Annotated in this window: 15 protein-coding genes; 6 read left to right on the top strand and 9 right to left on the bottom strand. The window is 49.0% G+C overall.

Annotation, left to right across the window (positions count from 1 at the left end):
• Positions 1–14: 14 nt before the first annotated feature.
• The 3 genes from JZI27_RS01260 to JZI27_RS01250 all read right to left on the bottom strand — a co-directional run bounded on the left by JZI27_RS01260 (position 15) and on the right by JZI27_RS01250 (position 2,132).
• Complete coding sequence (locus JZI27_RS01260) at positions 15–650, bottom strand: deoxynucleoside kinase (protein ID WP_057133799.1); 636 nt, start codon at positions 648–650, stop codon at positions 15–17.
• Positions 651–779: 129 nt separating this feature from the next.
• Positions 780–1,847 carry a spore photoproduct lyase gene (gene splB, locus JZI27_RS01255; RefSeq protein WP_280206376.1) on the bottom strand — a complete coding sequence of 356 codons (1,068 nt, stop codon included), beginning with the start codon at positions 1,845–1,847 and terminating at the stop codon, positions 780–782.
• Between the two features lie 75 nt (positions 1,848–1,922).
• On the bottom strand, positions 1,923–2,132 hold the full coding sequence (locus JZI27_RS01250) for a hypothetical protein (protein ID WP_122911195.1): 210 nt from the start codon (positions 2,130–2,132) through the stop codon (positions 1,923–1,925).
• 109 nt (positions 2,133–2,241) lie between these two features.
• Between JZI27_RS01250 and JZI27_RS01245 the strand changes: the two genes are divergently transcribed.
• Genes JZI27_RS01245 through JZI27_RS01235 form a run of 3 tightly spaced genes read left to right on the top strand, consistent with a single transcriptional unit; the run spans position 2,242 to position 3,811 of the window.
• Positions 2,242–2,712 carry a sigma factor gene (locus JZI27_RS01245; RefSeq protein ID WP_280206374.1) on the top strand — a complete coding sequence of 157 codons (471 nt, stop codon included), beginning with the start codon at positions 2,242–2,244 and terminating at the stop codon, positions 2,710–2,712.
• Positions 2,709–2,912: a DUF4179 domain-containing protein gene (locus tag JZI27_RS01240; RefSeq protein ID WP_280206372.1), complete on the top strand. Its 204-nt coding sequence runs from the start codon at positions 2,709–2,711 to the stop codon at positions 2,910–2,912. Before JZI27_RS01245 ends, JZI27_RS01240 begins: the two co-directional genes overlap by 4 nt.
• Before the next feature lie 56 nt (positions 2,913–2,968).
• Positions 2,969–3,811: a DUF5643 domain-containing protein gene (locus tag JZI27_RS01235; protein ID WP_280206370.1), complete on the top strand. Its 843-nt coding sequence runs from the start codon at positions 2,969–2,971 to the stop codon at positions 3,809–3,811.
• 54 nt (positions 3,812–3,865) lie between these two features.
• On the opposite strand, the gene thiD is transcribed toward JZI27_RS01235, so the two are convergent.
• Positions 3,866–4,660 (bottom strand): bifunctional hydroxymethylpyrimidine kinase/phosphomethylpyrimidine kinase, encoded by a 795-nt coding sequence (gene thiD, locus JZI27_RS01230; RefSeq protein ID WP_122911188.1) that lies wholly within the window; start codon positions 4,658–4,660, stop codon positions 3,866–3,868.
• Positions 4,661–4,774: 114 nt separating this feature from the next.
• Here thiD and JZI27_RS01225 point away from each other — a divergent pair, with 114 nt between their 5' ends.
• Positions 4,775–5,581: a sensor histidine kinase gene (locus tag JZI27_RS01225; protein ID WP_057133805.1), complete on the top strand. Its 807-nt coding sequence runs from the start codon at positions 4,775–4,777 to the stop codon at positions 5,579–5,581.
• The gene (locus tag JZI27_RS01220) at positions 5,578–6,228 is read left to right on the top strand and encodes a response regulator (protein WP_057133806.1); all 651 of its coding nucleotides are present in this window, start codon (positions 5,578–5,580) and stop codon (positions 6,226–6,228) included. Before JZI27_RS01225 ends, JZI27_RS01220 begins: the two co-directional genes overlap by 4 nt.
• A gap of 19 nt (positions 6,229–6,247) precedes the next feature.
• Here the strand turns inward: JZI27_RS01220 and JZI27_RS01215 are convergent, their stop codons facing one another.
• The 4 genes from JZI27_RS01215 to JZI27_RS01200 form a co-directional block, all read right to left on the bottom strand.
• Positions 6,248–6,703 carry a hypothetical protein gene (locus JZI27_RS01215; protein WP_280206365.1) on the bottom strand — a complete coding sequence of 152 codons (456 nt, stop codon included), beginning with the start codon at positions 6,701–6,703 and terminating at the stop codon, positions 6,248–6,250.
• A gap of 14 nt (positions 6,704–6,717) precedes the next feature.
• Entirely contained in the window at positions 6,718–7,194 is a 477-nt protein-coding gene (locus tag JZI27_RS01210; RefSeq protein ID WP_280206363.1) for a TetR/AcrR family transcriptional regulator, read from the bottom strand.
• A 110-nt stretch (positions 7,195–7,304) separates the two neighbouring features.
• A complete protein-coding gene (locus JZI27_RS01205; RefSeq protein ID WP_057133808.1) occupies positions 7,305–8,318 on the bottom strand; it encodes a TIGR03943 family putative permease subunit in 1,014 nt (337 codons plus the stop codon).
• Between the two features lie 13 nt (positions 8,319–8,331).
• Positions 8,332–9,222 carry a permease gene (locus tag JZI27_RS01200; protein WP_280206776.1) on the bottom strand — a complete coding sequence of 297 codons (891 nt, stop codon included), beginning with the start codon at positions 9,220–9,222 and terminating at the stop codon, positions 8,332–8,334.
• A 275-nt stretch (positions 9,223–9,497) separates the two neighbouring features.
• Between JZI27_RS01200 and JZI27_RS01195 the strand changes: the two genes are divergently transcribed.
• Positions 9,498–10,541, top strand: coding sequence for a flavin-containing monooxygenase (locus tag JZI27_RS01195; RefSeq protein WP_280206360.1), 1,044 nt, complete (start codon positions 9,498–9,500; stop codon positions 10,539–10,541).
• A 79-nt stretch (positions 10,542–10,620) separates the two neighbouring features.
• Here the strand turns inward: JZI27_RS01195 and JZI27_RS01190 are convergent, their stop codons facing one another.
• The gene (locus JZI27_RS01190; RefSeq protein WP_122907150.1) at positions 10,621–12,045 is read right to left on the bottom strand and encodes an aldehyde dehydrogenase family protein; all 1,425 of its coding nucleotides are present in this window, start codon (positions 12,043–12,045) and stop codon (positions 10,621–10,623) included.
• Positions 12,046–12,060 lie beyond the last annotated feature (15 nt).

Below are 12,060 nucleotides of genomic sequence, written 5' to 3'. Positions count from 1 at the left end.
ACTCGCAGCTCGGATTATTCTGCCATCAGTTCCTTGACTTTTGGTTCAATGCGTTCCAGGACGTAACGCAAATCTTCCGGCTTATGTACAAAATCCAAATGATCGCAATCAAACTTGATCACCGGGATGTCAGGATGTTGTTTTTCGAAAGCATCCATAAATTCCTCGTAATCAGCAATGAGATGTTCCATATAGGCGACATCCATGCTTCTCTCCACATCGCGGTCTCGCATGGCTATTCGCTTCATGACCGTGTCGATGGAAGCGGTTAAATAAATCACCAGATGAGCTTGCGGGAGGTTTTCCGTCAGAATATCGTAGATTTTCAAATACTTGTTCAGATTGTCATCCGACAGTGTGCGTTTGGAAAAAATGGTATTTTTAAAAATGTTGTAGTCAGACACAACCGACTGATTTTGTTGCAGATACTTGGAATGAATGTCTTGCAGTTGCTTATATCGATTGCACAAGAAAAACATTTCCAGCTGGAAGCTCCATTCGGCAATATTCTCGTAAAATTTTCCTAAAAACGGATTTTCATACACAATCTCTTCCAGAAGCTGCAACTCGAACGCCCGGCTCAGTTCCCGTGCCAGAGAGGTTTTGCCAATGCCGATCGGCCCCTCTACGGTAATCAAAATGGACTTCATTAGGATTGCTTCCTTTCACGAATATGAGAGCAAATCATATTGTAGCATGTCCAACGCACATTTGTCGAAACGATTCGGTTCCTGTAGAACGGTAAAAACTGCTCGCAGCATCGGAGCAGTTTTTACCGATTACGTAAAGTATTCGACGCGTGCCTGAGGAAACAATCTGGCAATTACTTTTTCCAGATAGGCTTGCAAAGCTTTTGCTTTTACATCAGGGTACACATATTTTCCTTTGCCGTATTTGCCCCATTTGTATTTGCGCTCTACTTCATTCATTTCCAGCTTGGTCTTGGGGTATCGTTGCAAGATCAAGCTTTTGGCGATCTTCGTGAATCGATGCTGGATCAGCTCAAACGTCAAGTCCTCCATCGCTTCGGGAACCAACTCTTGGCGAAGTTTTTCCAATAGCTCCGTATATCCCTTTTCCCAGCCATCGAACCAGTACAATGGAGCAAGAATAAAACCGAGCGGATACCCTGCCTTGGCCACTTTCCCCGCTGCCTCCAGCCTTTGGCTAAAGCTGGACGTTCCAGGCTCAAAATTTTTGATCACATAATCGGCATTCATGCTGAAGCGAAAGCGCGTATGCTTGTTATGCTTGGCATCCAGCAGCGAGTCGACGTGATGAAATTTCGTGACAAACCGCAGACGCCCCCACTCTTGTTGTCCCATAAATTCGATGGCTCGCTTGAGATTTCCCGTAATATGTTCGATACTGACGGGATCAGAGGTACATGCCGCTTCAAAACGAGTGATCTCACCCGGTCTTTCCCGGATGTACTTTTCCGCCTGGGCAAAAATCTCGTCTGTGTTTACGTAAATGCGAATGTACGGCCTAGATCCGACATTGGTATTGAGATAGCAATAATGGCAATGCCCCACACAGCCAGTCGCGAGTGGTAGTGCGTATTCTGCAGAGGGCTTGGAAGGCTCGAATTTCAAGGTCTTGCGTACCCCGATGACCAGTGTCCGTTTGGCGTTTCGGAATTTCTCCACATCTGTTTCTCCAGGAATGCCGCGCACCTGATTGTGGCTGGTCGTCATCTGGATCGGAATTCCTTGTTGCTGATATCGTTCCACCAGCTCTTTGCCCAACGGATGCTGGAGGGCGTTCGGTTCGACAAATACATAGTCGGGAACAAACAACTTGGCCCCGGTTTGTTGCTTCGGTGCTTCCAATATGGTCTTAGCCATGCTACACCCCCTGGTTCTAGTATCACCCTTTTCCCAACGGACACCTCATGGGGTTGCATGGCTGAAAGAGATTTCCTACAGCATGCTCTTGAACGTATGAAGCCTTTCCCTCGCCTGTTCTTCTTGCTCGACTGGCACCTGCAGCTTGTATACATGACCTTTTCGTCTGGTTCGCATTCCGACCAGCCTGACCTGAATTCCTTGCAGCTCCAAATATTGCCGGCATTCCTGAGCAACCCTCGGCAGGCCGTAGGATTCATGAATTGTGACCCATTTGATCCACATCTGCCCCACCCTTTTTTCGTCCTCTCCTAGTGTAAGCAGTCATGTTTGATCAGGTTCACCAAAACCGTTTATCCGTTTCGTGAGTCTAATGAGTGTAGGAGGGGTGGACGTGAATCTGGAACAACTTGTCCTTGAAGCTCAAAAAGGGGACAATCATGCTTTTTATCAACTGATGCAGATGCACAAGGAAAGGCTTTATCGCGTCGCTTATGCCTTTTTGCGAAATGAACAAGACGCCTTGGAGGCCATCCAGGAGACGACCTGCCGGGCTTATCTCAAAATGTCACAGCTCAGGCAGCCTGCATTTTTTTCCACGTGGCTGACCCGCATCCTGATTCATTGCTGCATACATGAACAAAAACGACAAAAACGTTGGGTCATGGAGGACAAGGATCATGACCTGGCCGACAACCGGGTGGATCGCACCAACAGCTGGAACAAGCATTGCGAGATGAAAAGCAGAGATTGCAGGAAACCACAATTCCTGCTGAAATCGATCGTGCTATCTTCTCGGGGGTACAAAAAGCACAGCAAATTCAACAGAGACGAAAACGCTTTTGGCGCTATGGAGCTACTTTGACGGCATCTGCTCTCCTCGTCGGATTCTTTTTTTCCATTCGGCTTTCTCCCGTCGTCGCTGCCTATGTCAGCCATATCCCCGGTATGGAAAAGCTCGTCGATCTCATCAGGGATGACAAGGGCTTGCAGCGGGCAACCGAGTCATTTTCTACACCATTGAACACGAACAGCCGGACCATGTTCTGTCGCTGGACAAAATAGAGCTGATGGATGCATCAGGACAGCCATGGGGTTCTGGCATATCCTGGGGAAGCTCGATGAATAAAGGCAGCAAGACCAAAAATCGCGTCGATGTAAATCTTACGGAAAAGGACGTGGTACCGGATCAACTTCAGCTTCAGGTGACCGTCGCTGTAGATCAAACCGCTCTCGACGTCCCCATAAAGGTGTCTTTCCCCATTGATAAGGCGAAATACGCCGCTCATAAGGAGATCGTCTATGAGGTCAATCAGGAAGTGGCAGTCGACGGTCAGCGATTTACGATAGGCAAGATCACTGCCTACCCTACTCAGACGGAAGTGAGCATACATTTTGATCCTGCCAACACCAAGCACATCTTTGACTTTGATCAATTGGCGCTCGCAGATGAACACGGCCATACGTATTCCTTCTGGGGCAATGGCGTTCCCTACACCCGGGATGGAGAAAATGTGGTGATTTACAATCTGGAAAGCATCTATTTTACACAGCCAGAACAGCTTTTTCTGCAAGCCAAGCAAATCAGGGCCTTGGATAAAGAAAAGCGTCACGTGACAATCGATGCACATTCAGGCACCTTGCTGAAAAAACCGGATGATCGCGTTCATCTGGATGCATTGCGTCAAAACGATGACATCGTCGGAATGGATTTTTCTTTGCAAGTGGACGTTCAGGATGTCAATCGCTATGTTTCCTTCGTGAGTGATCTGACCGATGATCGAGGAAACGAATACGAACTGCTCCAAAGCACGTCTTCTTCCGATCATGAAAATGAACTCGTGCAGGTGTACGGGAAATTATTTAAACGGCTTACCTCGAAGGGCGCACCTACTGAATACCGATTTACGTTAGACAGCTACCCTACCCGACTTTCAGATGGCTTCCGCGTGCCAGTTAAATGACTTGTAAATGGACATACAAAAAGCCCGGATCAAACTTTCCGGGCTTTCCTGCACTTATTCGATGGCCGCCCAATGGTTCGTCGGACCATGTCCGCCTCCCAGCTCGGGTGCTGTTCTGATGGCTTCAAAGATAAAACGGTTCGCTGTTTCAACTGCCTGAACCAACGGCCTTCCTTTTGCCAGCTCTGCCGTTAAAGCTGCCGAGAAGGTACAGCCTGTGCCATGCGTATGGCGTGTCTGAATCCGTTCGTGTGCGATTTCATAAAAGGCCTGTCCATCGTAGAGGATGTCCAGCACTTCGTCCCCTTCGAGATGACCCCCTTTCATCATCACGTAACGTGCGCCTAAAGCATGGATCACCTTTGCCCCTTCGCGCATATGCTCAGGTGTTCGAATCAGCATGCCCGTCAGAACTTCCGCCTCAGGCAGGTTTGGAGTCACAACCTCTGCCAATGGAAGCAAATCTTTTTTGAGAGCCTCTATCGCATCATCGCGAAGCAATTTTGCTCCTCCTTTTGCGATCATCACAGGATCCACAACGAGTTTAATATTTCGGTACGGGTCAAGCTCTGCCGCTACAGCCCGAATGATAGCTGCATCAAAAAGCATTCCCGTCTTTGCTGCATCGGCACCGAGATCGAGCAGTACCTCGCGAATCTGATGCGCTACCGCTTCAGTCGGCAACGGATATACACCAGAAACGCCCAAGGTATTTTGTGCCGTGATAGCTGTAATGGCACTCATCCCATAAACGCCGAATTGATGAAAGGTTTTAAGATCAGCCTGAATACCAGCGCCGCCGCCGCTATCCGAGCCTGCTATGGTCAATGCTTTCGCTCTATTACTCATATCGTCCTCCACCGCCTGTCCATCTTTTCTATGATCTGATACTGAGTATATCATCGGATGGATTGGTTCGGTATACTAGGATTGATTGCCACTGTACACGAAAGGGAAGATTCGATGACGTACCGCACTTTTTATTGGCTTACCGCACTGCTTCCCGCAATCATCATCGGGGGCTTCGAGTTCATTCGTCACGACTTTTTATTACCGTATCTCTCCATGGAGAGCGGGAATGTATACATTACGATCCTGACACTGATCCTGTCCTTTTTGTTTGCGAACTGGATGTTTCGCACCATTGAAAAAATGAATGCAAAGCTTGTGGAAGAGCAAGCCCGGCGCGCGGTGTATGAAGAACGGGAACGACTCGCCCGCGAGCTGCACGACGGGATTGCCCAATCCTTGTTTTTTCTCAATGTGAAGCTGAAGCAAGGACATCTCGATGATGCTCGTGTCGCCGTATCAGCAATCGATAATCATGTTCGCCAAGCGATATTCAATTTGCGCTCCTTGCCGGAAGAAGGAAGTCTAGAGCAGCGTCTGGAAAAATGGCTCGCCCAGTGGAGTGCCCTATCTGGGATCGATGTCTCAACCGAATTTAACGTAAAAGATACGTTTTTTACTCCTGCTCAAGAGGTTCAGCTATTCGGTATCATCCAGGAGGCCTTTGCCAATATTCGCAAGCATGCCCAAGCACGTCACGCCTGGATTCAGCTGACCACTCAGGAACCGAAGCAATGGACGCTCTCGATCGAGGACGATGGGGTCGGGATCTCAGACGACTCTGTAGAAGCCAAAAAATACGGACTGGCCATGATGCGTGACCGAGCCAAACAATTGCAAGCCAGCCTTGAGATCAAACAAAGGAAGGCAGGCGGAACCATGATCACACTTACGTCCCAAAAAGGAGGGGAAGCCCGATGAATCCCTATCGCGTCATAATTGCTGATGATCACCCGATGGCTCGCCTGGCGATTCGCAGCCTGCTAGACCCTGATCCTTCCTTTGAAGTGATAGGAGAAGCAGCCAATGGTGAAGAGGCCTTTCATCTATGCGGCCAGCTCCAGCCCGACCTCGTCCTGATGGATATCAACATGCCGAAATGGAATGGCTTGGAGGCGACACGCGAAGTAAAGAAAGCTTACCCCCATATCAAAGTCGTCATTCTCAGCGTCTCCGATGACGTTGGGGACCTCATCACCGCGATTCAGTTTGGTGCCCAGGGCTACTTGCTAAAAAACCTCGAACCAGATGACTGGATCAACTATCTGCATGCCTTGTTAGGAGAGGACAGTATCCCTTCCCGCGAAATGGCGACGCGTCTGCTTCATCATTTTCGCCAGGACGAGCAGGTAGATGAGCTGATGCCTGAGGTCCTCACCCCTCGCGAACGGGAAATCGTCATGTACGTGGGCGCAGGCAATACCAACCGGGAGATCAGTGATGCACTGGTCATCTCGGAAAACACAGTGAAAAACCACATCAAGAACATTCTGGAAAAGCTCCAGCTTGCCAATCGGGTTCAGCTCGCTGCTTACGCTGTCCGGCATCATTTATTGATAAAAAAATAACCGTCTACACCATGTTCCATTAGTGAAAGAAGAGCAGCAGTCCTGTAGCTGACAGGGTAAAAAGGCTGTAATGGATACGCCCTCGTATTCTCCAGCAGCCTTTTCTCCAAATATAGACCAAGAAGATCAAGAGAGCTGCACCCAATACGTTTTGTACGAATGGAATCTGCTCCACCCATCCCGTCCAGGAAGATTGTTCTCCGTAATAAGCTTTAGGTACGCCGTACACCGGATCGAATTCGCCTGTAATCACAACATCCAGCACAATGCCGAGTGTCAACACTCCAAAAGCTATTGCAGTCCATTTCGCAGCAATAGCTGCTTTCGGTTGTGCTGTTTTTTTATTTCTGATAAAACGAATCCCTGCATGAAGACCCCAGAACAAAAGCGAACCAAAGATCAGACACAGCACGAGACCCAAAGCTGTAAAGGTAAAGGCGCTTGAGGCATACCACGGTGCTTTCGAGTAGGTCATGGGGCCATCCGAAATCAGCATGACGTTCCCATGATCGACAAGCCCAGTGTACAAGCTCTCATTTTTAATAAAATCAACCGTAATTCATCGTCAGAGAAGCCTTGAAGATCTGCGTCCTCTTTCATTTGATCGAGCAATACAGGGTTCATTTCCTGCTCATACTCATGGACGTACTTATTTGGATTCCAAACCAGATCCCGAAAAAGAACGCTGTAATCTCTGGCAAATCGCAGACTCGCTACCCCCATATCATGAAAGGGGTTGCCTGTATGATTTTCTTGCAGTATGTGGTTGCTCAGCTCTACCGTTTTGTGGATGACTTCCCGAACAAGCTCATCCGCATCATTGAAATTCACATAGATCGGTGCGATTGAGCTCCCCAGCTTGGTCGCGACCTTTCGTATCGTGATGCTGTCAATCCCCTCCTGTTTGGCAATTTCAAAGGCTGCATCCACAATTTGGTCCTTGGTAAACTTCTTTTTTGGCGGCATATTCCATCTCCATTCATTGTGACGTACAAGTAAAGAAATGACAAAAAAGAGGCGTGTACGTCAGTAGTTTTGCTACTTTCGCCACGCCTTTACTTACGGACTATTCCATTTCAATTTTCAATGGGTGTATCAAAGCTGTAATACACGTACGGGTCCTTAGGTGCATCCACCTTTTCAACCTGACTTGCCCGCAAAACGAGCATGTCATAGCCATTGGCGCTTCGCAATTCCAGCTTTCCTCTCACCTTTACCCAGCTGTCGATCTCATATTTCTTGGCCTCGCTGTCTTCCACCAGAATGCCGAAAACATTGGCATCAGCTGTGCAGCAGGATACGGAAAAACGTGCTACAACGAACTGCTGCTCGGAAAAATCAGATTGATGGTAGACAAAGCCCATCGTCTCAACCTCTTTACCCGAAAATGGCTTGGCGTACAGCTCCATCGCGGTCAAGCCATCCAGGAACACCTTGTCGTCCAGCTTAATGATAGGCTGTTTGTACAAATAGATCGCGATGTCTCTGTAAAAATCGCCAAAGCTGCTATCCCCAAAGAGCTCTTGGAGCTGGGCATCATCCGGTTTGCCTCCGGAGTCCGGCAAAACAGACTCCTGTTTCTCCTGCTCGATTTGCGGCTTATCTTGACCACTGGCTTGCTCAGCAGATGGCGCCTCGTCATCCTGAACTTGTTCTGATGCTGCTGGTACATGGGGAGCTGAATTCGCGGTTGCATTTACCTCTGCCAATTTGCGGACATCATTGCTTAGCAAGGTAACGCCCAAATTTTCTGCCATTGCACTTCCCAAAATTTTGTCCGGCATGACAAATCCCATGGCCAACGGTAGAGCAAACAGCCCGTATACGAGGAGCGTTCCCCATTTTGTCTGCGGCATTTTGTGGGCATCGCAATCACAATCATCCTCATTCTTACCCACAAAAATCTGACGAATGCTTGTCACGGTCAGAATGATCAACACAACCAGGGTCACGTAGATCAACATGTGCAGTCTCGGGGCCAGATAGTGGCTCAGTCTCTCCGTGATGATCATTTCAGCAATCCATATCGCAAAACCCGAGAGAATCAAACTACGCAGCAAATAATGACGCTTCCACTTCTTCTGATCCATTTCACATCCCCTTTCACACTGGCATGAGTATAGTGACCACGAATACCGTAATAGTGACGGCAAGGATCAGCTTGATTACAAACCCAAAGCGGAACGAGCTAAACAACAGCAGAGTCGTCTTCAAGTCCATCATGGGTCCAAAGACGAGAAATGCCAATAGCGAGCTGCTTTGAAACGTATTGGAGAACGAAGCGGCAATAAACGCATCTGCTTCTGAACACAAGGAAAGTATGTACGCCATCCCCATCATGACCAGATGAGAGGTAAACGGGGTTTGTCCGATTCCAAGCAAAGTCTCCCTACTGACGAATACTTGAAGCAAGGCACTGATGAGAGCTCCGAACAACAAAAATTTGCCCATATCAAAGAATTCATCCACCGCGTGGGAAAATGTAGCGGAAAGCTTGCCACGGGAAGCTTCGGTATGTGAGGCTTCATGCTTGATCTGAGCGTCCATGCCCAGTCGCAGCGGATTTTTCTTCACAAAGAATAACACCAGCAGGCCTACGATAAAGGCGACAACCAGGGCGGACAAGCCACGATACATAGCCATATCCGGTTGTCTGGTGAAAGCCGTGTAGGTGGAGGATAGCACGACCGGATTTACTATCGGTCCAGCAAGCAAAAACACAACCCCTACATGCAAGGGCATCCCTTTCTGAATCAGACGACGAACAACAGGGATAATGGCGCACTCGCATACGGGAAAAATAAAACCTAGCAGACCAGCAAAAGGCAGTGCCACCAACGTATTTTTAGGCGTCCATCGACGCACCTGTTCCTCTGTCACAAACGTTTGGATAAACGCAGAAAAAAAGACACCTAGCAGAACGAATGGGATGGCTTCCAGGATGATACTCAGGAAAAAGGTTTTCACATCGAGCCATCGCGGTGACCACTCTATCCAACTCGTAAAAACGGACTGACTCGTTCCCCCTGTCGTGAGCCAAACGACAGCTAGCCCCAGTATGACTGCCCCGATACAATCAAAGAGCAGGCTACGGAATTTAACCGGCAATTTCCTCCCTCCATTTCTATGATTATCTTTTCCTATTTTTCTATTATATGCGAATCTATGTAATCATGTCATTTTTCACCTTTCATTCAAATACACACTTGAACGTTTGAATATATCTGGTATGATATTCCTAAACAGTTGAAGAAAAGAAGGGATATCACATGTTCGATTACGATGCGATCGTGATTGGTGGCGGTCAGGCAGGACTTGCGATGGGCTATTATTTGCAACGGATGAATAAACGGTTTGTCATGATAGATCAACAAGCACGTGTCGGCGATAGCTGGCGCAAACGATACGACACGCTGGTCTTGTTTACTCCTCGTCGTTTCAATGACCTTCCCGGCTTCCCTTTTTCTGGAGATCGGAATCAATTACCTACGAAAGATGAAACGGCTGATTATTTGGAAGCTTATGCCCACCACTTCCAATTGCCGATCATGCCGGGAAAAACCGTGGTACGTGTAGAGAAAACGGAGTCAGGCTTCCAAGTATTCACGACGGATGAAGTGCTGAGCGCTCCCTCTGTCGTCATTGCCACTGGCCCCTTTCATACCCCGTACATTCCGGACAAACATATGGAGCTTGCCCAAGACATCGTTTCTCTGCATACAGCTGATTACCGAAATGAGCTGCAGCTGCAGCCGGGTCCCGTCTTAGTCGTGGGCGGTGGAAACTCCGGGGCGCAAATTGCGGTAGAACTGGCTGCTTCTCGTCCGGTTATCCTGTCGATGGGACAGTCACGATCCTTCCTTCCCATCACGATCATGGGGGTGTCGATCTTCTGGTTGCTGAAAGCAGCGGGTCTTTTGACGCTCCCAGGTACCAGCTGGATCGGAAAGCGATGGAAGCAGCGACCTGATCCGATCTTTGGCTATGAAAAACAGATGCGAGAGCTGGAACGGTCTGGAAAGCTGCGGATTGCCGAGCGTACACTCTCCATACAAGGTGACCTCGCTACGTTTTCTGATGGGGAACAAGCCAGCTTCTCCAACGTCATTTGGGCAACCGGATTTCGTCCCAGCTATGAGTGGCTGCACGTACCTGGCGCCTTGAACGATGCAGGACGCCCTCTTCACGAAAGAGGGATTTCCCCGATTAAAGGCCTCTTTTATATCGGTCAGCCTTGGCAGCATAATCGTTCCTCTGCCCTGCTGGGAGGTGTTGGTGCTGATGCAGGCTATCTGATTCAACATATGGATTAGCGAGAACAATCCTGATCGAGTAACACAAAGAAAGCGAGCCCATTTCAGGCTCGCTTTCTTAAATTGAACATCCGAAGATTTACAGCTTGATCGTGATCAGCTTCAATTCGGTCATTTCTTCAACCGCATACTTGATGCCTTCACGTCCAAAGCCGCTCTCTTTGACACCGCCATACGGCATGTGGTCTACGCGGAAGGTCGGAACGTCGTTGATCATCACGCCGCCAACTTCCATCTCGTCCGCTGCTTTCATCGCCTTGTGGATGTCTTTGGTGTAAATACCGGCTTGCAGACCGTATCGAGAGTCATTCACACTCTCAATCGCCTCATCGAAGCTTTGGAAAGGTGTCACTACCACGATAGGGCCAAAAACTTCCTGGCACGAGCACTTCATGTCACGCGCTACGTTCGTCAAGATCGTTGGAGCAAACAAACGGTCAGAAACCGGCTTGCCACCTGTCACCACATTTGCTCCTCTGGAGATCGCTTCTTCCACCCAGTCCGTCATACGCTGATGGTCTTTGGGAGAAATAAGCGAGGACATATCAGTCGCTTCTTCCAGTGGATCTCCGAGCACGAGCTTTTCAGCTGCTGCCTTAAACGCGCCGAGGAATTCCTCGTATTTGCTCTCATGCACATAAACGCGCTGCAAGGAAATGCAAACCTGCCCACTGAAAGAGAAGCCGCCTATGACGCAGCGATCGATCAGAGCTTGGTTGATCTCTGCCGTTTCATCGATAATCAGGGCTGAATTAGAGCCAAGCTCCAGTGTTACCCGCTTCAATCCAGCCTTGTTTTTCATCGCGATGCCTACTTCCGGGCTACCTGTAAAGGTGATGGCCGCGATGCGGTTATCCTGGACGAGCTTCTCACCAACGATAGCGCCTTTTCCAGGTAAAATGTTCAAGGCTCCTTTTGGCAAGCCTGCCTCTGTAAAAATTTCCGCCAACACGAGGGAGCTAAGCGGTGTTTGGCTTGCTGGCTTCAGCACGACCGTATTCCCTGCTGCAAATGCAGGTCCCAGCTTGTGGGCTACCAGATTGAACGGGAAGTTAAACGGCGTGATTGCCCCTACTACACCGATAGGCTTGCGGACCGTAAACGCAAGTCTCCCCTCTCCGCCAGGTGCTGCATCCAGCGGAATCGTCTCGCCATGTATCCGCTTTGCTTCCTCAGCAGCGAATTTGTAGGTCTGAATCGTCCGCGCGATTTCCGTTCTACCTGTGCGAATCGGTTTGGCTGCTTCTGTTGCAAGGATTTGCGCCAGTTCCTCCTGACGCGCCTCCATAATGGCGACTGCTTTCTCCAGAATCGCAGCCCGTTTGCTCGCAGGCATTTTCGCCATATCCTTGCTTGCTTTACCCGCAGCTTCGATCGCTTCATCTACATCCGCTGCATCCGCCTGCCCAATCTCTGCGATGAGTTCGCCAGAGAAAGGAGAATACAGGGGTTGGTACTCCTTTGCTTCTTTCCATTCTCCATTGATGAACAAATGTTTTTTCATCCTGCTTCACCCCAT

Source organism: Brevibacillus sp. AY1, assembly GCF_029870785.1.
Taxonomy (GTDB): Bacteria; Bacillota; Bacilli; order Brevibacillales; family Brevibacillaceae; genus Brevibacillus; species Brevibacillus invocatus.
Note: the sequence above shows the minus strand (reverse complement) of the source record. Positions and strands in the feature narration are given on the sequence as shown.